We start from the raw sequence: 23,147 nt of genomic DNA, 5'->3' as shown, positions 1-23,147 counted from the left end.
GCCACCAGCGCTACGTCCGCGCCACATCAACGCCGGATCGGCATCGCTGATGCGTGGGACGACGAGACCAGCCACGGCGTGCGGGGCATGTCACCAATCGGGCGTAGGCTCGGAACTGCCATGGTGACCCTGATGCGTGAGCCGGCGCCGGCTCTAGCGCCGTTCGTCGACGTCCTCTGGTACGTCGATGAGCCGCTGCCGCCTGGCCGGGAGCGGGCCGTGCCCAACGGGTCCATGCAGATCGTCGTCAACCTCGGCGCCGACGTCTTGCGCTGGTACGACGGCGACGGTCTCGCCACCATGCACTCGACTCGCGGCAGCGGGCTCTGCGGCGCCATCGCGCATCCGGTCGGCATCGACACCGCGGACCAGCGAGCCAGCGTCGGTGTGGCATTCCGTCCCGGTGGTGTGGCGCCGTTCTTCCACCCGCCGGCCGACGCCCTGGTGGAGCCGGTGATCGGCCTCGACACCCTTTGGGGCCGCGACGGTGCCTCGCTACGCGAACGCCTGTTGGAACAGCCCACCCCCGAGGCCATGCTGCGGACTCTGGAGAGGCTGCTGCTGGCCCGGGTGATCCGGCCGGAGCTGATGCCGAGGCTCGATCGGTTTCCACCCCCGAGCCGCCGGAGCACACCGGCGCCCCGCGACGGCATGGGTTACGCGATCGGCGCGTTGGGGCAGGGCGCGACCATCGGCGCCGTCGTGGACCGGCTGGGTATGACACCGTCGACGTTCACCCGCCGGTTCCGGGCGGCTGTCGGGCTCAACCCGAAGCCGTTCGCCCGGATCAGGCGACTGCAACGGGTCCTCGGCGGGTTACGCGGCGAGACCGAGCAAGACTGGGCCGCCGTCGCTGCTGATCACGGCTACTTCGATCAAGCACACATGATCAACGAGTTCCGTGCCCTGACCGGCGTGACGCCAGGTCAGTACCGTCCGCGGGCTCCGGGCGAGCAGAACCACATCCCGCTCGGCCCGTAGGTGTCGGCCGGCGGACCGCCGCGAAGGGCGTCGTCGTTCCGCACTTCAATACCGCGAGGTCGTGTTCAAAGCCGTCTCCGGCGCTGAATGAAACCTCGCGGTATTGAAGTCGCGGTCGTCAGCGCGGTGGGATGCAAGAAATTCCAATCACGACGACGTTCCGACGACGCATCCTGGACCCATGAGTGAATCGACCGTTGTACCCAAGCTGGTCGTCGCCGGCGCTGACCACGCGATCGAGTTCTACCAGAAGACCCTCGGCGCGGAGCTGACCGTCCGATATGCCGCGCCAGGCGGCTCAGTCGTCTTCTCCGAGCTGCGGATCGGCAATGCGTCGATCAGCGTCAAGGACGAGGACGGTGTCGACAAGGCGGCTATCACCATTGGCGGGTCACCGATCATCCTGACGCTGAACGTCGACGATCCCGACGCGGTCGCGACGGCGATGCAGGAGGCAGGTGCGAGTGTCGTCTTCCCGGTCGGGGACATGCCGTACGGAATGCGGCAGGGCCGGGTCCAAGACCCGTTCGGCTTCCAGTGGATCGTCTCCCGGCGAACCGAGAACCTGACCCCGGACGAGGTGCAACAGCGCCTTGATGCCGGCACCTGACCGGCGACGACGATCCGGAGCCGGCAGCGCCCGAGGTTCACATGCCGAGCAGACGGCGCAGCTCGCGGGTCTTGCGGCGCGAGACCTCCACCCGGCTGCGCCGTTCGTCGTTCATGACGAGCACCAGCGCGCCCTTGAAATCCGGTATCAATTCGCGGACATGGTCCAGGTTGACCAGATGAGACCGGTGCGCACGGAAGAAGTAGCGTCCGAGCCGCCGCTCGAGCTCGTTGAGTGAGAAGCTGACCAGCACCCGCTCGTTGGCGAGCTGCAGGTAGGAGTAGCCGCGGGCCGCCGTGGCGTAAACGATCGACGACTCGTCGACCAGAACCGTCCGGTCGCCGTGCTGCACCGGGATCCGGCCCAGCGGATCCGATTGGCGCGCACCGGAGGGTGGAGGTTGATCCGGCTCGGAGTCCTCAGGCGGATTCGACAGCGCCCGGTCCAGGGCCCGGCCGAGCCGTTCGGCGTCGAACGGCTTGACCAGGTAGTCCACGGCCTCGAGGTCGAACGCGTCAACGGCGTGGTCCGGATACGCCGTGGTGAAGATGATCTTCGGAGGGTTGGGGGAATCGCGCAGCGCCGCGGCAACCTCGAGGCCGGTGCCGCCAGGCATCCGGATGTCGAGTAGTACGAGGTCGTAGCTCAACGAACGCAGGAGTGTCAGAGCCTCTTCGGCGTTGGTCGCCTCGCCTACGACCTGCACCTGGTCGAACTGGGTCAGCAGGTAGCGCAGCTCCGCACGGGCTGGAGCCTCGTCGTCGACGATCAAACAGCGGGCAGGCACGTCAGCTGGTCACCCCAACGGAATTCGCAGGTCGACGACGGTGCCTTCACCCTCGTCGGACTGGATGTCGAGACGATAGCGGTCTCCGTACAGGGCCGCCAACCGTGCGGAGATGTTCGGCAGGCCAACGCCGCCTTTGGCGACGCCACCCTGGGCAACGCCGTCGTTGGCGGCACTCGCACCGCCGGTGAGTTCTTCGAGTACGTCCTTGGCCATCCCGACGCCGTCGTCGGCGACGCGGATCGACGTCGTGCGCGTCAGCGGGTCCACCCGGGCCTTCAGCGTCACCGTCCCGCCGTCGACCTTGTCCGCCAGCCCATGTTTGACGGCGTTTTCCACCAGCGGCTGGATGGTGAGCACTGGGACGTGTGCGGTGAGCACCTGCGGGTCGACGTCGTAGCGTACGCGTAGCCGGTCGCCATAGCGGGCTTGCTCCAGAGACAAGTACGTGCGCACGAAGAAATACTCCTGGCTGAACTCCGCGAAGTGCCCCTCCTGCCGCACTGCGTATCGGAAGAAATCGGATAGCCGGAGCAGAAGCTGTCGCGCCTCCTCGGGGTCGGTTCGCGCCTTGGACGTGATGGTGTTCAGCGTGTTGAACAGGAAATGTGGGTTGATTTGGGCGCGCAAGGCGTCGAGCTTGGCGTCAACGGCCAGTTTGCGCTCGCGGTCGAACTCGGCGAGCTCCAGATGCAAGGACAAGATCCCCGCCAGACCCTCCACCAGGCTTCGATGCGGCGGATTGTCGTCGAGCCGGTAGACCTTCAGGGTCCCGACGACGCGCTTGCCGTTGGTGAGCGGAGCGACGACGGCCGTCTGCAGCGGGCAGCCCAGTTCGGGGCAGCCCAGCTTGGACTGCTTGCGCACGACGGCGGTCTTGCCGCTGGCCAGGACTCGGGCCGACGACTCGGTCTGCGGCGGATCGCCCACCGTGTGATGGTCCGATCCGGGGCCGACGAACGCCAGCACCTGGTCGCTGTCGGTGATCGCCACGGAATCGCCGCCGAGCAACGGATGCAGCAGCTGAGCCGTACGATGCGCGGCCTCAACGGTGAGGCCCGAGCGCAGCGGGATGGACCGGCCCACGGCAGCGATGGTGCGTCCGTGCCTGCCGGGCTGACGGCGGGCGCTGCGGGTACTACGCGCGCTACGCAGCCCGCGCAGGGCGGACGGGTAGCCCACGGTCAGTACGATGCTGAGCCCGACACCCGCCAGCAGCGTCGGGCCAACGCCGAGCGGCGGGTCGGCGATCACCTGTGTGACCAGGTAGACGACGGCCCAGTTCAACGTGACAGCCCCGGCAAGGGGAAGGCTGCCGTTGCTCATGGCTGCTCCTTCTGAGGGCCGCTCACGCCGTCGATGGTAAGCCGGGCCAGCCTCTCGGCCTGGCGGTCAGCAGCGGTGCCGTGCAGCTTGAGCCACAGCTGATCGAGGTCGGCCGGCGGCCGGGTGCGCAGCGAGACCACGATGGTGACCAGCGCCGCCAGCGGCGCGGCGAGGATCGTCGGCGTCATTAGCATCTCGCCGATCCCGCGACCGCCAACGACGGTCCCGGTGGCGAACATGGTGATGGCCGCGATCGCGCCGGTGATCATGCCGGCTACCGCACCCGGCGCCGTCGTCCCACGCCACCAGATGGTGAGGATGAAGACCGGGGTGAGCGCCGAACCGGCCAGTGCGAAGGCCCAGGTGACCATGGTGGCGACGATGGATGGCAGTAGCGCGGTCATGGTGTCCGGCCGCAACCCGAGCGCGAGCAGCGCGGACAGCAGAGCGACGACGAGCACGGCGGCGCGACCAGCCCAGAGCGCCTGACCCTGGGTGGCGCGCGGGTTGATGTGCCGCTCATAGACATCGTGTCCCCACGACGCCGCCGAAGCGAGCAGGAGTCCGGCGATCGTGGACAGCACAGCGATCAGCGCGCCGGTGGCGACGAACCCGAGTCCGGCCTCGCCGCCGTAGAGGCGGCCGAGCACCAGCAGCGCGTGTTCCGGAACCCGTAGGACGCCGTCGACGGTGAGGTCGTCGAGCCAGGGCTCCTCGGGCGCCGCGGCCTGGATCAGCGAGCGGGCGGCGGTGCCGAGCAGGACCGCCAGGGCGTAGAAGAGGCCAGCCATGCCCAGGACCCACACCGTGGTCATCCGCGCTGCGGTGCCGGTGGGGCTGGTGAAGTAGCGGTTCATGATGTGCGGCAGCCCGGCGGTGCCCATGACCAGCGTCATGATGAGTGCGAACTGTCCGAGGTGGCCGTAGCGGCCTCCGGGCTCGGCGAAATAGATCGGCTGATCGTCGTTGAGCCGGTTGGGTTCGGCTTCCAGCTGCCATTCGCCGCCGACGAGCGACGGGTTGGTGAGCGGCTCGGTGCTCAGCTCGGACACGGCGTCGGGATAGTTGAACCCGGATCCGAGAACGGCGATGGCCAGCCAGACGAACGCGGCGAGCAGCAGGAGGAACTGCACGGCCTGCGTCCACGTGGTGCCGCGCATCCCGCCGAGTGTCACCAACGCGGTGATCAGCGTCGTCGAGATGAGCACACCGGTGGCGTAGGGCGACAGCCCGGCGATCCCACTGCCGACCAGCAGCTCCCAGGTGATGCCGCTGCCTACGGCTTGCGGTACCAGGTAGGAGAGGATGATCAGCTGAACGACGGTGACGGCGGTGAGCCGTACCCGGGATGACTGCAGCCGCCGGGCCAGGAAATCCGGGATCGAAAACTCGCCGAACCGGCGCAGCGGAGCGGCGACGAACAACAGAACCGGGATGAATCCGGCGGCGAAACCGGTGGCGTACCAGACGCCGTCGAGCCCGGAGACGTAGACGGCGGCGGCGACGCCGAGGAAGGATGCCGCCGAGAAGTAGTCGCCGCAGATGGCGCACGCGTTGGTGACTACCCCGACGCGTTGTCCGGCGAGGTAGAAATCGAGCGTCGAGGCCCGCCTCGGCTGAATGAAGATGCCGACGACGACAACCGTGATCAGCAGCGCGACGAGGACTATCACGCTGGCGGTGATCACGGCGAGGCTCCGTCGTTGTCCGACGAACCACCGAGCATGCGATCCTCGACGGCGTTCGAGAGCCGGGCAGCGGCCACCGAGATCACGAAGAAGAAGACGTAAAGTCCGAACGCGGCCATCGCGAAATTCGGGCTCATACCACCCAGCAGCCTGCCCTCGGACCACCAGTCCAGCGCGAGCGTGAGGAATGGGACCAGCAGCACCACGCCCAGGAAGACCGCGCAGTGGCCGATGGCCACCCGGCGCAGGGTGCGCACCGTCGCGTCGACCTCGGCCGGCATGTCGTACTCGTCGGGAGAGTCGAAAACCCAACGCCGCGCCTGGTCAGCGTCGTGAAGCGGGCCGTCGTCCGCGGACGACGACGGCCGCCGCGTCTTTCGCCAGCGCCGTGCCACGCAGGGCACTCTAGCGCCGACGGGCCTAATCAGGCACTTTTCCAGATGCGGATGGCGGCCCGGACGAGCAGGACGGCGCCGCCGCCCACCATCACCAGGCCGATACCGGGCAACAGTTTGCCCCAGGTGTCGGTGGCCGCGGACAGCTCGATGAGCCTCGCCAGCTGCCAGAACACGAAGAAGCCGGCGACGACGCCGGGGACCAGTGCATGCGCCAGCGCTACGCGGCGGTACGGCAGCAGCGCACCGGCGAGGGCGATGGTGCCCATACACAGCGTCCACAAGCCGGCACCGACGGTACCGGACAGACTGCCGGCCGGAGTCTGGACCCACGGCAGCAGCGAGCCGATAGCGACGAGCAGGCCGCCGAACAGCATAGGCGCGCTACCGACGTGCATGATCCGGCGGCGGGCGACGGTGGTACTGGCAGTGGCAGTCACTCGGGGCCTCCCGGGCATTTCCGTCGAGCGTCGGTGGCCGCAGTCGACAGCGGCCCACCGCCTACGCAGGCGATGTAACTGGATGTTCTCGGAGCTTAACCCGGCGTTTACCCCGGGCGGCAGTGTTCATCCGCCAGAGGTCGGTATGCCCCGGCGAGTGGTGTGTCAGCGCTGATGAGCGGCGAGCGCTGCGGGAGCGTGCCCTCCGCCGGCCCCGCTCGGACCGTTCGAAAGCCGAAACCGGCCGCTCGTCCGGGTGGGCCTTGCCGCGCTGGAGGCCGGGGCGATTCCTTATGTCTACCACCGCCGGTGGGTGCGCCGTCGGCGTTGTGCCAAAGGTCTCAGCAATTTTCCGGTCTCAACGAATTCCGGCGCCTCAATGAAGGGAGCTCGGACGTGACACAAACGGAGCTAGCCGGGAAGGATGGTCCACCGCAAGCGCCTGATGATTGGCGACGCCTCTACTGGCGCCGAAACCTGCGGCTGATGGCCATCTTGCTCTTCATCTGGTTCGCCGTGTCCTTCGGATGCGGGATCCTCTTCGTCGAGCAACTGAACGAGTTCACCTTCTTCGACTACCCCCTTGGGTTCTGGTTCGCCCAGCAGGGATCGATCTACACGTTCGTTGTCTTGATCCTCGTCTACGCGCTGCGGATGGACCGGCTCGACAAGGAGTTCGGTGTGGACGAGAACGGCGCCGACGACGACGGCGCTGTTGCGAGTGCGGGTGTCATTCACACGGATGTCGACGGCGACGTTGAAGGGGGACGGCAGTGAGCGAGATTCAGGCCTGGACCACAGTCTTCATCGTCCTGTCCTTCGGCACGTACATCATGATCGCCTGGCGCAGCCGGGTGAAGGAGACAGAAGGCTTCTATGTCGCAGGCCACGGCATCCCCACCGTGGCGAACGGCGCGGCCGTCGCCGCTGACTGGATGTCGGCCGCGTCGTTCATATCCATGGCCGGTCTGATCGCGTTCCTCGGATCCGACGGGTCTATCTACCTGATGGGCTGGACCGGCGGCTACGTGCTGCTGGCTTTGCTGCTTGCGCCATATCTGCGCAAGTGGGGGAAGTTCACCGTCCCGGAGTTCGTCGGCGACCGGTATTCCGAGCTCGTCCGCACCATCGCCGCCGGCGCGGCGATCATCATCTCGTTCACCTATGTCGTCGGTCAGATGAACGGTGGCGGTATCGTCTTCAGCCGCTTCCTGAACATCGGCATCAACGGCGGCGTGGCCATCGCTGCGGCCATCATCTTCATCTACGCCGTGCTGGGCGGGATGAAGGGCATCACGTGGACGCAGGTCGCCCAGTACACCGTGCTGATCACCGCCTACCTGATTCCGGCCGTGGCGGTGGCTCAGACGATCACTGGTATTCCGGTGCCGCAGGTGTCGTTCGGGCAGGTGCTCGACTCGCTGAACTCGCTCGGCACCGAACTCGGCATGAACGAGTACACCCAGGCGTTCACTGAACGGCCGCAGATTGACATCTTCCTGGTGACGATGGCGCTGATGATCGGTACGGCCGGACTGCCGCACGTGATCATCCGGTTCTACACCACGAAGACGGTCCGGGGGGCACGTTACTCGGCGTTCTGGGCCCTGTTCTTCATCGCGCTTCTGTACACAACCGCCCCCGCGGTCGGCGCGTTCACCAAGTTCAACCTTCTCGAGGGCGTGAACAACACCCCGGTGGCCGAACTGCCGCAATGGATCGAGAACTGGGCGGCGACCGGGCTGGTCACCATCGCCGACGACGCCGAAGTCATCCAGTCGGTCGGCAACAACGCGGCCTCCGGTGCGGATCTCATCGTCAACAACGACATTCTGGTCCTTGCATCACCGGAGATCGCCGGGCTCCCGGCACCGATTGTCGGCTTGGTCGCCGCCGGCGGCATGGCCGCCGCGATGTCCACAGCGGCCGGTCTGTTGCTGGTGATCTCGTCGTCGGTGTCGCACGACTTCTACTTCCGCCGGATACGCAAGACCGCGAACGACCGGGAGCGGCTGCTGGTCGGGCGGATCGCCATGGCGGGAGCGGTCGGCATCGCCGTGATCGCGGGAATGAACCCGCCGGCGTTCGTTGCGCAAGTGGTCGCCTTTGCCTTCGGTCTCGCGGCGGCGAGCTTCTTCCCAGCGCTGATACTCGGCATCTTCTGGAAGCGGTGCAACGCTACCGGGGCGGCGTCGGGCATGATCGCGGGTCTGCTGCTGACCATCACGTACATGGTGTACACGCTCGAAGTGTTCGGCACACAGGCGAACGACCACATTTTCGATATCAGCCCGGAGGGTATCGGCGCGATCGGCGCGTTGGTGAACTTCACCGTCGCGATCGTGGTGTCGAAGCTGACGGCGCCGCCCTCGGCGGAACTCACCGAGATGATCGAGCGGATCCGTTACCCGGCGGCCAAGCGTCGGGTGCCCGTGGCGGATGCCCCTGGTCGCACGCAAGACGGGGCGGCCTAGCCCGACCGGGAGGCCTAGCCCCGCCCGCGAGGCCTAGCCCGGCAACGGATGCGGGCGACCGGCAACGGAGAGGCTGACGACACCTGTACCTGTACCTGTACCTGTACCTGTACCTGTACCTGTACCTGTACCTGTACCCCCTCTCCCTCCCGGGTGATCGTCAGTACGTTGTGGTCGCTATGAGGTGATCGTCAGTACGTTGTGGCGGTTGCTCAGCAACCACAACGTACTGACGATCACCGAATCGCGGCCATATTTCCCTGACGATCACCGAGGGTGGGCGGGCGGGAACGGGGGCCACCCCGCAACACGCGGCGATGCCTTGCGAGGCTGTTGAGAGAAGGTCAGGCGTTGGCGAAGGTGTTGATCTGGCCGGGGGAGAGCGCGTGATCGATCACCATGACCGCGGCTCCGACGATGCCCGCGCGTTCCCCGGTCCGTGACTGCACGATCCGCAGATGCTGCGTGGCCAGCGGCAATGAACGCCGGTAGACGACTTCCCGGACACCTGCGATCAGGTGCTCGCCAGCCTGGGACAGCGAGCCGCCGACGACGATCACCGACGGATTGAACAGGCTGACCGCGGCTGCCAGCACACCACCGATGTCGCGCCCGGCCTGCCGCAACAGCTGAAGCGCCTCGAACGAACCACCGCGGGCCAGAGCGACGACCTCGCGGCTGCTCGTGGCATCCAAGCCATGCTCGCGTAGTGCCGTGGCCACGGCCGTGCCGCTGGCCACAGCTTCGAGGCATCCCGTGTTGCCGCAGTGACAGGGGGTATCGTCTCCCAAACCGGTCCACACCGCCTCGTCGGACTCGGAGTGGCGTGGAACCTGAACGTGCCCGAGGTCACCGGCCGCTCCCTGTGCGCCGCGATGCAGGTGCCCATGGCTGATGAGGCCGCATCCGATGCCGGTGGCCACCTTGACGAACATCAGGTGGGGTGCGTCTCGCCAGTGAGAGAAATGCTCGCCCAGAGCCATGATGTTGACGTCGTTGTCCACCAAAGCCACCGTGCCGAGCTGTTCTTCGAGTAACCCCGCGACGTCGAACCCGTCCCAGCCGGGCATGATCGGCGGGCTGACGGGGCGTCCGGTCGAGTGCTCCACCGGACCGGGCAGACCCACACCGATACCGGCCAAACCGGTTGAGGAACGCCCGGTGTCTTTGATCAGCTGCCGTCCGTGCTCGACCACCCAGGCCAGGACCTGCTCGGGTCCGGCCGCGACGGGCAGGTCGACGCCGGTCTCGGTGAGCAGCGCGCCCGCGAGATCGGTGACGGCGAGACGGACATGGGTGGCGCCGATGTCGGCGGCGAGGACGATCCGCGCTTCCGGGTTGAACACGAACTGCGTGGGTGGGCGGCCGCCGCTTGAGGCGGCCTTGTCCGCAGGGCTGATCAGGTTGGCTGCGAGTAGCGCGTCGACGCGCTGGGTGATGGTCGACCGGGCGAGGCCGGTCTCACCCGCCAACTGGGCGCGTGTCCGCGGACGCCCGTCGCGCAGGAGCTGGAAGAGTGCGCCGACGCCGAAGCGCGGATCAGCCCATGCGGCCTCGGGTGCGGGGCGGGTCGTTTTTGCCACACCGGGGGGTTCGGTCAGGTCGGGGCCAGCCGGATGGACATCCTGCCGGCGAACAGCGGTGCGGGCGTTGGAGCCGGTTGCGTCGTCGCTCGATGGATCCCACATCGAACTTTCCTCCTCCGCCCGGCCTGGGTGGGCTGATGGGCGATGTTTGATCTCCGGCAGGTTTCGCACGTCAATCCCAGTCAAACACTAAACCGCGATGTGTGCGTGAGGCCGGATTTGATCGGCATACCCTCTAGATGACGACTATAAAGCAACTTATGCTTGGCCATCAGACATTAGTGGGCGCGCGGTAGCCGAGGACGGGGATACTCACCGTGCGGTCCGCAAGACGTCCGAATGAGGGAGCGAGCATGAGCCGACCGATCACTCTGTTCACTGGGCAGTGGGCAGATTTGCCGTTCGAGGAGGTGGCCCGGCTGGCGTCGGAGTGGGGGTACGACGGGTTGGAGATCGCCTGCTGGGGTGACCATATGGATGTGTGGCAGGCGGTGGAGGACGATTCCTATGTCCGCTCGCGCCTGGACATCCTGGAGAAGTATGGGTTGAAGGTCTGGGCCATCTCGAATCATCTCAAGGGTCAGGCGGTGTGTGACGACCCGATCGATATCCGGCACCGTGGCATTCTTCCGGACCGGATCTGGGGCGACGGCGAGGCTGAGGGGGTGCGGCGGCGGGCGGCTGAGGAGATGAAGCACACGGCCCGGGCGGCGGCGAAACTCGGGGTGGACACGGTGGTGGGGTTCACCGGGTCGGCGATCTGGAAGTATGTGGCGATGTTCCCGCCGGTGTCGCAGGAGGTGATTGATGCTGGTTATCAGGATTTCGCTGATCGGTGGAATCCGATCCTGGATGTCTTCGATGAGGTGGGGGTGCGGTTTGCCCACGAGGTGCATCCGTCGGAGATCGCTTACGACTACTGGTCTACGGTGCGCACGCTGGAGGCGATCGGGCACCGGGAGGCTTTCGGGCTGAACTGGGATCCCAGTCACATGGTGTGGCAGGACATCGACCCGGTCGGGTTCTTGTGGGATTTCCGGGACCGGATCTACCACGTGGATTGCAAGGACACCAAGCTCCAGGTCGGCAACGGCCGCAACGGTCGCCTCGGGTCGCACCTGGCCTGGGCGGACCCGCGGCGGGGCTGGGACTTCGTCTCCACCGGGCACGGCGACGTCCCGTGGGAACAGGCATTCCGGATGCTGAACTCGATTGGCTACGACGGCCCGATCTCCATCGAGTGGGAAGACGCGGGCATGGATCGGCTCCGCGGTGCGGCCGAAGCCATTCAGTACATCCGTGCACAGCTGTTCGACGCACCGACCGATGCTTTCGACGCCGCGTTCTCCTCCGACTCCTGAGTTGCTCCTGACTCCCGCCTGACCCGGCTCGTTCCCACTCACCCGTCACATCCTCAAACCCCTGGCCGATCCCGTCGTCCGCCCCTTTCGTCCAACTCGTCGCCCCTGTCGTCCAGTTGATCATGGGCAGATGTGACCTAAACAAGGTCGAACACCCGACATCCGCCCATGATCAACACGGATCGGCGGCTCTCGTAGGAGGTCCATCGCATGTCCACGCCGTTGGCGGTCCAGCTCTACTCGGTACGTGACCACATCACCAAGGACAGGGATCGGGTGCTGAGCCGCTTGGCCGAGACAGGTTACGGCGCGGTCGAGCCGTTCGCCCCGAGAGATGACCCGTCGGGGTTCCGCACCGTAGCCGACGATCTCGGATTGCAGGTGTGTGCAACGCATGCTTCAGAGTTGGTGCGGGGTGCGGACGCTTCCGAGGTGTTCGACGCGGTGAGCACTCTCGGCACGTCGTTGGTCATCGTTCCCGGTGGCATCCCCAAGGAGGAGTTCACCACGGGCGACGGCCTGAAGCGGGTGGCCGACGTTCTCAACGACCTCTCCGAACGTGCTGCCGCCCACGGGCTGGAGCTCGGTTACCACAATCACGAACACGAGCTGGAGTCCATGTTCGACGGCCGGCATGCGCTCGACGTGCTCGCCGACCTGCTGACACCTGACATCTTCCTCGAGATCGACACGTACTGGGCCGCCGTCGGCGGAGCCGATGTCCCGGCTCTGCTCCAGCGGCACGGGGACCGGGTACGCCTGCTGCATGTGAAAGACGGGCCGGTGGTCCGTGACGAGCCGAACGTCGCCGTCGGCGAAGGAAGGATCCCGGTCGGGGAGTACCTGGCGGCGGCGCCGCACGCATGGCGGGTGGTTGAGTTCGACAAATGCGAGACGGACGTGCTCGACGCGCTCGAGCGGAGCCTGACCTATCTAGCCACGCTCGACTAGATGATCATCTAGTTGGGGCGGTTCGTCGTGAGTGCGGGAGTTGAGGCGGGAATGATCAGCGGGATAGGCAGCGGGCCAGTTGGTGTGGCGATCGTCGGATCGGGCGTGATCAGCAAGGATTACCTGAAGAATCTCACGCAATGTCCGGATGTGGTGGTCGTCGGCGTGGCCGATCTGGACGTGGCCCGAGCCGCCGGCGTCGCGGCAGAGTTCGGCGTGCCGCATGCCGGAGACACTGCGTCTATTCTGGCCCGCGACGACGTGGAGATCGTCGTCAACCTGACCATACCGGCAGCACATGGCGAGGTCGCACGGGCAGCATTGGCTGCTGGGAAGCATGTGTTCGGGGAGAAGCCCCTGGTCACAGAGGTTGAAGACGGCGAAAAGCTGGTCGCCGAAGCAGCTGAACAAGGACTGCGGATAGGGTGCGCGCCGGATACCGTCCTGGGTGCCGGAATCCAGTCGGCGGTTCGGGCCGTGGGCAGTGGCGTGATCGGGACGCCTGTGGCAGCGACCACCGCGATGCAAACGGCCGGACCCGACCTCTGGCACCCTAGCCCCGAGTTCCTGTTCCAGCGGGGCGCCGGCCCGCTGTTCGACATGGGGCCGTATTACCTGACCGCGCTGGTTTCGCTGTTCGGCTCCGCCCGCCGGGTCGCGGCCACCGCGCGCCAAGCCCGGGCCGAACGGGTGGTGGCTACCGGACCCAAAGCCGGTACGCGTTTTGCCGTCGAGGTGCCCACCCACGTCAACGCTTTGATCGAGTTCACGAGTGGACCCAGTGCGTCTTCGACGTTCAGCTTCGACACCACGGCACGCCGGATGCTGGTCGAGATCGCGGGCACAGAAGGCACTCTGAGCGTGCCGAACCCGGGATCCTTCGACGGGGCGCTCAAGGTCTTCGAACCCGGCGCCGACGAGTGGCGTGACCTGCCGGTAGCAGGAACCACTCTCGGGCGGGGAACCGGCGTGGTCGAGATGGCGAGGGCCATCCGGGCCGGCCGGCCGCACCGGGCATCGGGAGATTTGGCCCTGCATGTGCTCGAGATGATGACGGCCATGACGTCGTCGGCCGAGAGCGGCGAATTCGTGACGCTTCGCTCGGACGTGGCACGACCGGAACCGCTGTCCGCGGATTGGGACCCACGAGAGGCCACGCTCTACTGAGTGGGTTTATCGCGGTCAGCGGGTCTGATCGACCAGCCGCTCCATGAGTCCCAGCCCCTGATCGATGTCGCTGCCGAGCGGCCAGAAGATCTCGGTGACACCGAGTTTCTTCAGCCTGGGCAGGATCTCGGCGACCTGATCCGGGGAGCCGACAGGAGTGGCGTCGCCTTCGGCCGGCGCGGCGCTGAGCGGCTGGTTGACCCGTACGACGACCGGCAGTTCCGCGGGATCGATGCCGGCATCGCGGGCGGCGGTGTGGAAGGCGCCGATGGAGCTTTCGAGGCTCTCCCAGCCGAACCAGAGGGGATTCAAGCCCAGCTTCGTCCGGGCGGTGCGCCGAATCGAGGCTGGCGTAGAGGCGCCGACGATGATCGGGGGACCGCCGGGTTGCGCGGGTTTGGGATTCACTTTGGACGGGGTGATCGAGTAGAACTTGCCGTCGAAACTGACGGGATCCGGGCCCCAGACGGCGCGCATGGCCTCGATGAATTCACCGAAGCCCGCGCCTTGCCGGGCCATGTCCACGCCGGCTGCGTCGAACTCCTGCGGCATCCATCCTTGGCCGAGGCCCGCGATGAGCCGGCCGCCGCTTAGTTGGTCGAGCGTAGCCATACTCCGGGCGAGAGCCACCGGGTTGTGCAGGAGCGCGACTATGACACTGGTGCCCAGCCGCACGCGGCTGGTTCGGCCTGCCACGTAGGCCAGGGTCTCCAGCGGCGAATACACAGTGTGGTAGATCTCGGGCATCGGGCCCTTCCGCCCGAACATGTCGACTTCGCCCACGGGACTGAGCAGCCGTTCGAACGACCAGAGCGAGTCGAGGCCGATACGATCCGCGGCTTCGGCGACCGTGGTGATCGCGTCGGACGACGCGTCCGGGCCGGCGGTTGGAAGGGACAGGCCGATTTTCACCATGGTGCTCCTAGACATCGTGGGGCGAGCTGGATGCGGCATGCGCACCCGTAGTCCGGGACTCTACAGCCGTAGCGCGCTTTAGTCACGAGTGGTTGGGCTGGGTGGTCGTCTTGTTAACAGTGGGCATGGTATATGCGATGCGTGCCGCGAGGTCGTTGATTCGTCCAGCGTTGGGCGCATGTGACCGGGAGGATGCCCAGGTCAGCAGTGACTAAGGCCCGTTTCGGCGCGACTTGGGCGCCTGTGGTTCGGTGAGATGTCGCCAGAATTTCGCGACAAGAATCTTGTTTGTAACCATCTGAATAGTTAAAGTTAACGCTATTCATGCGATTCCCTCTCATCGATGCCGTGCTGAGGAGCGTTTATGACCAACCGCCCGCATGCCGACTACTCGAACGACGGCGCCTCGGATGCTGAGTGTCAGCTGCCCGCCCCGTCGGGACAAGGACCAATGAGCCGTCGCCGTCTGTTCCGCATCGGAGGTGCTGCCGCGGCCGCCGTGTCCGGGATCGCGTTCGGAGCAACGGCGGCGCCCGCGGGGGCGACGGCTGCGCCCGCATCGGCCGTCCGAGGCCAGCCGCCGGTATCCAGCTGGTTCGATCTCGACGAGCCGGGCAGCCCGCTCTTCGTCAACCAGCGGCTGCGGGATTTCCGGACGATCATGCAGTCGTTCGCGGTCGACAGTGTTGGTGGGCACGTCTATGTCGTACAGGTCACCCAGGCGGGCACGTCGTTGCCGGGCGACGAACCCGGTGACGAGGAATACGCGCGCCGCGCTGCTCGTGGCGACCTCACGATGACCAAACTCGACATGGCCGGCAACAAACTCGGGCACATGTATCTGAAGCGGTTCGGCCACGGTGTTGCCATCGGCGTCGAACGCAGCGGCGACTCGGTGCATTTGTGGACCGAGATCGACGCCGTCACCGAGGGAGCCAACGGCTGGGGAACACGGCTGGTCCGTTTCCCGTTCGAAGACGGCGGGGTGATCGACGCCGACGTGACTCCGGGCCTGCAGCGGCGGGAGTTGTTGCCGGGGGTCGATCGCACGACGGTGAACGTCGACCCCGCCTACAACACTCTGGTGATGCGTTACCGGCGAGACGGCGGATTCCGCTATGCGCTGTTCCGGCTCAGCCATGTCCGGCAGGCTCGGCCGTCGTATACACCGATTGCCGATGTCGCGCAGCCGGATGAGCTGATCGGCACCGTCTTCCAGGGATTCGCCAGCTTCGGACAGTACCTGTACTTGCTGGACGGGCAGATCTACAGCGACTCGAACCCGCCGGAGGAGAAGGGCAACGTGCACCTGACCCGGGTCAACTGGCACACCGGCGAGACGGAGCAGCGGGTGCACACGATCGACGGTCACGAGCTGCACCGGCGGGAGCCAGAGGGGATGGGTGTGTGGCTGGACGAACCCGGTGATCTGGGCTCCGCCCGGCTCGGTTTCGCCTTCGGCACCAGCCTGAGCGCTGACCCTGCCGAGGACCGGTTGTGCACCATCTTCTACAAGGATTCTCCGCGCCGTTGACGCCCGCGGAAGTGACGACGACGTGATGCGGGGCCGGCCAGCTGATGAGACCTCAGCGGTCGGCCCCGGTCATTGCGAGAGCTCGTCCAGCACGTACTTCTGGATGGCGATGACCGCCGCCCCTCGAGCCCACTCGAGAAAGCCGAACTCCCGGACGTCGATCTCGATCGGGCTCGCCTGTGGGTCGCGTTGTTGTTCGATGCGGCGCTGTATCGCGACGTGGGCGACGTGGGCAAGCCGTACGCCGTCGCCGGCGATGATGACTTTGTGTGGCATCGTCAGATTGCCTACGAGGGCGACCATCTCGCCGAGCGCGCTCCCGGCGTCATCGACCACCCGGCGAGCGGCGGGGTCGCCCGACTCCGCGAGGTCGAGGCATTCGTCGTACGAGAGCTGGCGCTTGTGTGCTACCGAGACCGACGAGCAGATGGCCCCGATCGACAACATCGCGTACGAACAGCCGCGGTGGCCTGAGGGGCACAGGGGGCCCATCGGATCGAGCGGCAGATGGCCAACGAGTCCGATGCCCATGTCAGGGCTGAGAACCAACCGGTCGTGCACCACGAGACCGTAGCCGATGCCCACACCGATGGTGATGACGGCGAATCGCTCGCACTGCCGGCCCGCGCCGAACCAGTGCTCGGCCTCCGTCACCGCCACGACGTCGTTCTCGATGACGACGGGGAGGCCGGTCCGGTCGGTGAGCAACTGGGCCAGCGGCACGTCGCTCCATTCGAGATATGGAGCCGTCGTGACGATGGCGTTGTCCGCCGAGCTGCCCCCGAGACTCACGCCGAGCGCGGCGACGCCACCCACTTGACCTGCCAGATCATCGACGAGTCGCTGGGCCGTCGCGACGACGTCCTCCGGCCGGTGGCTGGTGAGCACCGCTGTGTCACTGGCGACCACTTCGGCCCGCAGCGTGGTGAGCACGGCGTGGGCCTCGTCGCCGGTCAACTTGATGCCGATGAAGTGACGTGAGGACGGCACGACATCGAGCAACACGGCGGGGCGCCCGATGCGGTTCTCGGCGTGTGTGCCGATCTCGGTCAGCACGCCCATGTCAAGTAGCGGTTTGGACAACCTGGTGAGGCTCCCGGCCGACAGGGAAAGCCGCCGGGCGAGCTCTGCGCGTGACAAGGGTCCGTGGTACAGGACCTCCAGTGCCACCGACCGGGCTGGATCCGTGAGCCCGTTCCACAACGGCCGCGCCGCTCTCATCGCAGCCTCCTCACGCGTGTCGGGACGACAGTCTAGCTGTCCGCTTTAATTCTGAGTCAACAAATATTACGGAGACGCAGGTCACGTTTCCCTATCTAATTTCGCCGGCACATGTCCGGCAGGTGAACTATTGACAAGTATAAGTTCCGTAGCAAAACTAATCGGCACTTGAAGGCCACGCCGGGAGAATCCATGACCCTTGACGAAAACGCCGAGCTGATCCACTGCCGGGCGGGCGGTACGAGCCTGCTGCTGTCGTGCCTGGAGCATCGGCTGCCGCATGTCGTGTACTGGGGAGGCGACCTGGGTGAGCTCAGTCCGGCAGAGCTGTCCGCGGTGGCGCTCGCCAGACGGCCGCAGCAGGTGTACAACACGGTGGACGTCGACGTCCCCGTGGGGCTACTTCCCGAACCGGCCTACGGGTGGATGGGAACGCCGGGGCTCGCTGGCCACCGTGACGGCGCGGCCTTTTCGGCGCTCTTCACCGTGGAGTCCGTCGAGAGGGACCGCTACCCGAACAGTTCTGACATGGCTCGCGGTGTGACCGTCGACGCGGTCGACACCGCAGCCCGCCTCCGGTTGAAACTGGAGATCGGCATCACCGCGGCCGGCCTGGTCCGAATGCGGGCGAGCGTACAGAACTCGGGTGACGACGTATATGTGGTCGACGCGTTGACACTGGCGCTTCCGGTTCCGGCGTCGGCGACTGAGATTCTCGACATGACCGGCCGCCACCTGCGAGAACGTAGTCCGCAGCGGTCGCGGTTCACGACGGGAACCTACCTGCGGGAGAACCGTCGCGGCCGCACCGGACTCGACGCGACGCTTCTGCTGGCTGCCGGCGAGCAGGGCTTCGGGTTCCGTTCGGGCGAGGTCTGGGCGATGCACGTCGCGTGGAGTGGAAACCACCGGGTGCTGGCCGAGCGCACTCCGGGCGGCGACGCCGTGCTGGCAGGGGGCGAGTTGCTCCTTCCCGGCGAGGTCCGGCTCGGGCCGGGGCAGTGGTACACCGCACCGTGGATCTATGGCTCGCACGGCACTGGGCTGGACGAGCTGTCGAGCCGATTCCATCGGCACCTGCGTCAACTGCCTGGGCATGCGCGCGCGCCGAGGCCGGTCACGTTGAACACTTGGGAGGCGGTCTACTTCGATCACGACCTGGACCGGCTGACCGAGCTTGCGGATCGGGCTGCCGAGGTCGGGGTGGAACGTTTCGTGCTCGACGACGGTTGGTTCCGCGGCCGTCGCGATGACCGTGCCGGCCTCGGCGACTGGTACGTGGACGCCGACGTCTGGCCCGACGGGTTGCGCCCGCTGATCGACCACGTCACCAAGCTGGACATGCAGTTCGGCCTGTGGGTCGAGCCGGAGATGGTCAACCCGGACTCAGACCTGGCACGGTCCCACCCGGAGTGGATCATGGCGGCCGCGGACCGGCTGCCTCCCGAAGCCAGGCACCAGCAGGTGCTCAACCTCGGCGATCCAGGTGCGTACGCCTACATTCTGGAGCGGTTGGATGCGCTACTCAGCGAGTATCCCATCGGATACCTCAAGTGGGATCACAATCGGGATCTTGTGGACGCCGGCCACCGGCCCGACGGTGCTCCCGCGGTGCATCAGCAGACGCTCGCCACCTACCGGTTGATCGACGAACTCAAAGCCCGGTACCCGGGGCTCGAGATCGAGACGTGCTCCTCCGGTGGCGGCCGGGTTGATCTCGGCATCCTCGAGCGAACCGATCGGATCTGGGCGTCGGACTGTAACGACGCACTCGAGCGGCAGCAGATCCAGCGCTGGACCGCACTGCTGGTGCCCCCAGACATGATCGGGGCACACGTGGGCGCCACGGTGGCGCACACCACCGGCCGCCGGCACCCCTTGGGATTCCGGGCCGGGACCGCACTGTTCGGCCACTTCGGCATCGAGTGGGATCTGACCGCGGCCGCCCCGGAGGAACTGCGTGAACTGGCGGACTGGGTGGATCTGTACAAGCGGATCCGGGAGCTGCTCCATAGCGGCGACGTGGTGCGAGATGACCATTTCGACCCAGCGGTCCTGGTACACGGCGTGGTGGCCACCGACCGCTCCAGAGCGATCTATGCGCTGGCGCAGCTCGCCACGAGTGAGCAGGCACCCACGGGGCTTGTCCGGTTACCCGGGTTGGATCCGGCCGCGCGTTACCGGATCGCACCGCTTCCACCGGGCGATCGCATCGACGGCCCGACCCGTTCGCCGCTTCCGTGGTGGGAGAACGGTGCCGTGATACCCGGCCTGGTCGCCTCCCGCGCCGGGGTGCAGGCGCCGACGCTGTACCCCGAACGGCTCGCCTTGATCGAGGCGGTCCGGGTCGATCCTCTCGACGGTCACCTCGTTGAGGGGAGGTGAAACGGCGTGAGCGCGGACACGGTCTCCGGGAAGATCGCGAGCGGGCGAGCGGCTGGGCAGAGGGGGCGTTACGGCGACCTGCGAATCGCCCTCGCTTTCCTGATCCCCTCGGCCACCGGGTTCGTCGTGTTCTATCTGTGGCCGACCCTGCGGGGCTTCTACCTCAGCTTGACCGACTCCACGCTGCTGGGTGAGGCCTCGTTCATCGGCTTCGACAATTTCGAGCGGCTGGCCAACGATCCGCTGTTCTGGAACTCGCTGCGGGTCACCATGCTCTACGTCGTCATCAACATCGGCGTGCAGACCGTGGTCGCCCTGGGTATGGCAGTCCTGCTGCACCGGCTGACCACGTCGGTCGCCATCCGCGGGCTCGTCCTGCTGCCGTACTTGGTGGCCAACGTCATCGTCGCGCTGGTCTGGTTCTGGGTGCTCGACTACCAACTGGGCATCGTCAACCAGCTGATCGACTGGTTGGGTTTGGGGCGTATCCCGTTCTTCGGCAGCGAGAACTGGGCGATTCCCACGATCGCGCTGATCAACGTGTGGCGGCACATGGGGTACACCGCGCTGTTGATCTTCGCAGGGCTGCAGATGATTCCCAAGTATGTCTACGAGGCGTCGGCCATCGACGGCGCGTCGGAGTGGCGGACGTTCTGGTCGGTCACACTGCCACTGCTGCGTCCGATCATGGCCCTGGTGCTCGTGTTGACCGTCATCGGTTCGTTCCAGATCTTCGACACGGTGGCCGTGACCACGTCGGGCGGGCCGGTCAACGCTACCCGGGTCATCTACTTCTACATCTTCGAGCTGGCCTTCGAGCGCTTCGACTTCGGCTACGCCGCCGCGATGTCCGTCGTCCTGTTCCTGATCCTCGGCGGCGTCGCCATCGCGCAGCTGAAGATGCTGCGCGCCGGCGAATCCGACCTGTCATGAGAGGAGGTGCTTAGCGCATGACCGTGCTGACCGGCACCGACCGCGCGACGCGTGCCAACGACGCCGAGCCGGTAACCCGACGCCAGATCAACTGGGGGAGGGTCGCGGCCTGGACCGCGCTCGTCGTCCTGCTGATCGTGACGATCTTCCCCTTCTACTGGATGTTGCGCACGTCGCTGTCCAACAACCGCTCGCTGGCCGCGGAGGCCGGCTCGTTCCTGCCCGCCGACTTCACGCTCGGCGCCTTCCGGCGGGTGCTCGGCCTGGCGACGACCCAGGAGGCGCTCGCCGAAGGCGGCTCCGGCGCCAGCGTGAACTTCTGGCTGTACCTGCGCAACTCGATCATCGTCGCCACGGTGGTCACGGTGGGCCAGGTGTTCTTCTGCGCGATGGCGGCATACTCCTTCGCGCGGCTGCGCTGGCCCGGCCGGGACCGCGTGTTCTTCGTCTTCCTCACCGCGTTGATGGTGCCGCCGATCTTCACGACCCTGCCGAACTTCATCCTCATTCGCGATCTCGGCCTGCTGAACACGTTCGCCGGGATCGTGCTGCCCACCTTGCTCATGACGCCGTTCGCCATCTTCTTCCTCCGGCAGTTCTTTCTTGGTCTGAGCCGGGAGATCGAGGAAGCCGCGATGATCGACGGCGCGGGGCATGTCCGTATCTTCTTCCGGCTCATCATCCCGATGTCGTCGGCGCCGATCACGACGCTGGCGATCCTCACCTATATCAACGCCTGGAACGACTACATGTGGCCGTTGCTGGTCGGTCAGGACGAGAGCGTCCGTGTCCTGACCGTCGCCTTGGGTGTGTTCCGTTCCCAGACCCCGCAAGGCAGCCCGGACTGGGCCGGGCTGATGGCGGCCACGTTGATCGCGGCCTTGCCCATCGTCGTCCTGTTCGCGGTGCTGGGGCGCCGAGTGGTCAACTCCATCGGTTTCTCCGCAGGCAAGTGACGTCACACGACTCCATAAGACTCTCGAACGCCTTTCGAAGAAGGGACCCACCTGATGAAGACAACGGTTCGAATCGCCGCCGGGCTGGTGGCCATACCTCTGGTGGTCGCCGCGTGCGGTGGCGATGACAGTACGGCCGAGGGGAGCGGCGGGCAGATTTCCTACTGGCTGTGGGACGCCAACCAGTTGCCCGCCTACCAGGAGTGCGCGGAAGCTTTCCACGAGTCCGGCACCGACGTGCAGGTCACGATCGAGCAGTACGGCTGGGACGACTACTGGAACCAGATCACCACGGGCTTCGTGGGTGGGACGGCGCCGGACGTCTTCACCAACCACTTGGCCAGGTATCCACAATTCGTGGCGCAGGATCAGTTGCTCGCGCTGGACGAGTATGTCGAGCGCGACGGCGTCGACACGTCGATCTATCACGAAGGGCTGACGCAGCTCTGGGTCGGCCAGGACGAGCAGAGATACGGACTGCCGAAGGACTGGGACACGGTAGCGATCTTCTACAACTCCGAGATGGTGGACGAGGCCGGCCTCTCGCCGGAGGACATGGCGAACCTGGAGTGGAATCCTGACGACGGTGGCAGCTACGAAGCCGCGATCGCGCGCCTGACGGTCGACGCGAACGGTGTCCGGGGTGACGAACCGGGTTTCGACAGCAACAACGTGGACGTCTACGGCCTCGGCCTGGCCGGCGCCGGTGAGGGCTTCGGGCAGACCGAGTGGAGTATGTACGCGTTCAGCAACGGCTGGACGCATACCGACGAGAACCCGTGGGGATCGCAGTTCAACTACGACGACCCGGCCTTCACCGAGATGGTTGACTGGTGGCGCGGACTGATCGAGAAGGGGTACATGCCGAGCTTCGCGATCGCCGACGCGGGGGTCAGCATGATGGAGAGCTATGGCGCGGGCAACTACGCGATGGTGACCGAAGGCAGCTGGAACACCGGCGCTTACATCGAGCTCACCGGCGTGGAGACAGCGTTGGCTCCTACACCGGTCGGTCCGGCGGGGGAACGGGCGAGCATGTTCAACGGCCTGGCCGATTCCATCTGGGCCGGAACCGACAACCCGGACGGTGCCTGGGAGTGGGTGCGGTTCCTCGCATCCGCCGAGTGCCAGGACATCGTGGCCTCACACGCCGTCGTCTTCCCGGCGATCGAGGAGTCGACCGAATTGGCTGAGGCAGCATTCAGCGAGCGAGGCATCGACGTGTCACCGTTCACCGTGCACGTCGAGGAAGGCACGACGTACCTTGCCCCGATCGCTGACAAATGGGCGGAGGTGACCGCGATCATGGGACCGACGATGGATTCGATCATGTCGTTCTCCGCGGACACGACGGCGCTCTCGGACGCCAACGCTCAGGTCAACGCTCTCTTCCAGTGACTCCCGCCCATGATCATTGGCTTTTACACCACGGATAGC

General features: G+C 66.2%; 19 protein-coding genes and 1 pseudogene. 12 read left to right on the top strand and 8 right to left on the bottom strand.

Translation table 11 applies throughout. The annotated features are described in order from the left end of the window. Positions 1 to 132 precede the first annotated feature (132 nt). Together F7O44_RS27925 and F7O44_RS27920 are read left to right on the top strand one after the other, a co-directional pair. Positions 133 to 981, top strand: coding sequence for a helix-turn-helix domain-containing protein (locus F7O44_RS27925; protein WP_162453611.1), 849 nt, complete (start codon positions 133 to 135; stop codon positions 979 to 981). 181 nt (positions 982 to 1,162) lie between these two features. Continuing rightward, positions 1,163 to 1,591 (top strand): VOC family protein, encoded by a 429-nt coding sequence (locus F7O44_RS27920; RefSeq protein ID WP_162453610.1) that lies wholly within the window; start codon positions 1,163 to 1,165, stop codon positions 1,589 to 1,591. A gap of 37 nt (positions 1,592 to 1,628) precedes the next feature. Here the strand turns inward: F7O44_RS27920 and F7O44_RS27915 are convergent, their stop codons facing one another. The 5 genes from F7O44_RS27915 to F7O44_RS27895 are packed head-to-tail and all read right to left on the bottom strand — an operon-like array spanning position 1,629 to position 6,227. Continuing rightward, the gene (locus F7O44_RS27915; RefSeq protein ID WP_162453609.1) at positions 1,629 to 2,378 is read right to left on the bottom strand and encodes a response regulator; all 750 of its coding nucleotides are present in this window, start codon (positions 2,376 to 2,378) and stop codon (positions 1,629 to 1,631) included. A 9-nt stretch (positions 2,379 to 2,387) separates the two neighbouring features. After that, on the bottom strand, positions 2,388 to 3,704 hold the full coding sequence (locus F7O44_RS27910; RefSeq protein ID WP_162453608.1) for a histidine kinase: 1,317 nt from the start codon (positions 3,702 to 3,704) through the stop codon (positions 2,388 to 2,390). Continuing rightward, entirely contained in the window at positions 3,701 to 5,392 is a 1,692-nt protein-coding gene (locus F7O44_RS27905; RefSeq protein WP_162453607.1) for a sodium:solute symporter family transporter, read from the bottom strand. Before F7O44_RS27905 ends, F7O44_RS27910 begins: the two co-directional genes overlap by 4 nt. After that, complete coding sequence (locus F7O44_RS32170; protein WP_222851774.1) at positions 5,389 to 5,787, bottom strand: hypothetical protein; 399 nt, start codon at positions 5,785 to 5,787, stop codon at positions 5,389 to 5,391. The genes F7O44_RS27905 and F7O44_RS32170 overlap by 4 nt, the downstream gene beginning before the upstream one ends. A gap of 29 nt (positions 5,788 to 5,816) precedes the next feature. After that, on the bottom strand, positions 5,817 to 6,227 hold the full coding sequence (locus F7O44_RS27895; protein WP_222851773.1) for a hypothetical protein: 411 nt from the start codon (positions 6,225 to 6,227) through the stop codon (positions 5,817 to 5,819). 396 nt (positions 6,228 to 6,623) lie between these two features. Here F7O44_RS27895 and F7O44_RS32165 point away from each other — a divergent pair. Both F7O44_RS32165 and F7O44_RS27885 read left to right on the top strand, forming a co-directional pair. Beyond that, positions 6,624 to 6,920 (top strand): annotated as a pseudogene (locus tag F7O44_RS32165) (DUF4212 domain-containing protein); the annotation flags it as partial. An 80-nt stretch (positions 6,921 to 7,000) separates the two neighbouring features. Next, positions 7,001 to 8,701, top strand: a complete 1,701-nt coding sequence (locus F7O44_RS27885; protein ID WP_162453605.1) for a VC_2705 family sodium/solute symporter — start codon at positions 7,001 to 7,003, stop codon at positions 8,699 to 8,701. Between the two features lie 344 nt (positions 8,702 to 9,045). Here F7O44_RS27885 and F7O44_RS27880 read toward each other — a convergent pair whose 3' ends face one another. Next, positions 9,046 to 10,302: an ROK family transcriptional regulator gene (locus tag F7O44_RS27880; RefSeq protein WP_425501452.1), complete on the bottom strand. Its 1,257-nt coding sequence runs from the start codon at positions 10,300 to 10,302 to the stop codon at positions 9,046 to 9,048. Between the two features lie 338 nt (positions 10,303 to 10,640). Here F7O44_RS27880 and F7O44_RS27875 point away from each other — a divergent pair, with 338 nt between their 5' ends. The 3 genes from F7O44_RS27875 (at position 10,641) to F7O44_RS27865 (ending at position 13,766) form a co-directional block, all read left to right on the top strand. After that, a complete protein-coding gene (locus tag F7O44_RS27875) occupies positions 10,641 to 11,648 on the top strand; it encodes a sugar phosphate isomerase/epimerase family protein (protein WP_162453603.1) in 1,008 nt (335 codons plus the stop codon). Positions 11,649 to 11,858: 210 nt separating this feature from the next. Beyond that, positions 11,859 to 12,599, top strand: coding sequence for a sugar phosphate isomerase/epimerase family protein (locus tag F7O44_RS27870; protein WP_162453602.1), 741 nt, complete (start codon positions 11,859 to 11,861; stop codon positions 12,597 to 12,599). Between the two features lie 51 nt (positions 12,600 to 12,650). Further along, complete coding sequence (locus F7O44_RS27865; protein WP_174256004.1) at positions 12,651 to 13,766, top strand: Gfo/Idh/MocA family protein; 1,116 nt, start codon at positions 12,651 to 12,653, stop codon at positions 13,764 to 13,766. A gap of 15 nt (positions 13,767 to 13,781) precedes the next feature. Here the strand turns inward: F7O44_RS27865 and F7O44_RS27860 are convergent, their stop codons facing one another. Beyond that, entirely contained in the window at positions 13,782 to 14,681 is a 900-nt protein-coding gene (locus F7O44_RS27860; protein ID WP_162453601.1) for a TIGR03619 family F420-dependent LLM class oxidoreductase, read from the bottom strand. Between the two features lie 364 nt (positions 14,682 to 15,045). Between F7O44_RS27860 and F7O44_RS27855 the strand changes: the two genes are divergently transcribed. Then, positions 15,046 to 16,215: a phage baseplate protein gene (locus F7O44_RS27855; protein ID WP_162453600.1), complete on the top strand. Its 1,170-nt coding sequence runs from the start codon at positions 15,046 to 15,048 to the stop codon at positions 16,213 to 16,215. A 69-nt stretch (positions 16,216 to 16,284) separates the two neighbouring features. Here F7O44_RS27855 and F7O44_RS27850 read toward each other — a convergent pair whose 3' ends face one another. Next, positions 16,285 to 17,436: an ROK family transcriptional regulator gene (locus F7O44_RS27850; protein WP_162453599.1), complete on the bottom strand. Its 1,152-nt coding sequence runs from the start codon at positions 17,434 to 17,436 to the stop codon at positions 16,285 to 16,287. 192 nt (positions 17,437 to 17,628) lie between these two features. Here F7O44_RS27850 and F7O44_RS27845 point away from each other — a divergent pair, with 192 nt between their 5' ends. The 4 genes from F7O44_RS27845 to F7O44_RS27830 are packed head-to-tail and all read left to right on the top strand — an operon-like array spanning position 17,629 to position 23,108. After that, complete coding sequence (locus F7O44_RS27845; protein ID WP_162453598.1) at positions 17,629 to 19,821, top strand: alpha-galactosidase; 2,193 nt, start codon at positions 17,629 to 17,631, stop codon at positions 19,819 to 19,821. Between the two features lie 6 nt (positions 19,822 to 19,827). Next, positions 19,828 to 20,754, top strand: a complete 927-nt coding sequence (locus tag F7O44_RS27840) for an ABC transporter permease subunit (RefSeq protein WP_162453597.1) — start codon at positions 19,828 to 19,830, stop codon at positions 20,752 to 20,754. A gap of 17 nt (positions 20,755 to 20,771) precedes the next feature. Further along, complete coding sequence (locus F7O44_RS27835) at positions 20,772 to 21,710, top strand: carbohydrate ABC transporter permease (RefSeq protein WP_162453596.1); 939 nt, start codon at positions 20,772 to 20,774, stop codon at positions 21,708 to 21,710. A gap of 54 nt (positions 21,711 to 21,764) precedes the next feature. Next, positions 21,765 to 23,108, top strand: coding sequence for an ABC transporter substrate-binding protein (locus F7O44_RS27830; protein WP_162453595.1), 1,344 nt, complete (start codon positions 21,765 to 21,767; stop codon positions 23,106 to 23,108). Positions 23,109 to 23,147: the final 39 nt, after the last annotated feature.

Source organism: Phytoactinopolyspora mesophila, from assembly GCF_010122465.1.
Classification (GTDB): domain Bacteria; phylum Actinomycetota; class Actinomycetes; order Jiangellales; family Jiangellaceae; genus Phytoactinopolyspora; species Phytoactinopolyspora mesophila.
Note: the sequence above shows the minus strand (reverse complement) of the source record. Positions and strands in the feature narration are given on the sequence as shown.

Bases quoted from the DNA above. Each gene is read 5' to 3' on its own strand.
- F7O44_RS27925 (WP_162453611.1), top strand. From the start codon at position 133: ATGCGTGAGCCGGCGCCGGCTCTAGCGCCGTTCGTCGACGTCCTCTGG.
- F7O44_RS27920 (WP_162453610.1), top strand. From the start codon at position 1,163: ATGAGTGAATCGACCGTTGTACCCAAGCTGGTCGTCGCCGGCGCTGAC.
- F7O44_RS27910 (WP_162453608.1), bottom strand. From the start codon at position 3,704: ATGAGCAACGGCAGCCTTCCCCTTGCCGGGGCTGTCACGTTGAACTGG.
- F7O44_RS27875 (WP_162453603.1), top strand. From the start codon at position 10,641: ATGAGCCGACCGATCACTCTGTTCACTGGGCAGTGGGCAGATTTGCCG.
- F7O44_RS27870 (WP_162453602.1), top strand. From the start codon at position 11,859: ATGTCCACGCCGTTGGCGGTCCAGCTCTACTCGGTACGTGACCACATC.
- F7O44_RS27865 (WP_174256004.1), top strand. From the start codon at position 12,651: ATGATCAGCGGGATAGGCAGCGGGCCAGTTGGTGTGGCGATCGTCGGA.
- F7O44_RS27860 (WP_162453601.1), bottom strand. From the start codon at position 14,681: ATGGTGAAAATCGGCCTGTCCCTTCCAACCGCCGGCCCGGACGCGTCG.
- F7O44_RS27855 (WP_162453600.1), top strand. From the start codon at position 15,046: ATGACCAACCGCCCGCATGCCGACTACTCGAACGACGGCGCCTCGGAT.
- F7O44_RS27850 (WP_162453599.1), bottom strand. From the start codon at position 17,436: ATGAGAGCGGCGCGGCCGTTGTGGAACGGGCTCACGGATCCAGCCCGG.
- F7O44_RS27845 (WP_162453598.1), top strand. From the start codon at position 17,629: ATGACCCTTGACGAAAACGCCGAGCTGATCCACTGCCGGGCGGGCGGT.
- F7O44_RS27835 (WP_162453596.1), top strand. From the start codon at position 20,772: ATGACCGTGCTGACCGGCACCGACCGCGCGACGCGTGCCAACGACGCC.
- F7O44_RS27830 (WP_162453595.1), top strand. From the start codon at position 21,765: ATGAAGACAACGGTTCGAATCGCCGCCGGGCTGGTGGCCATACCTCTG.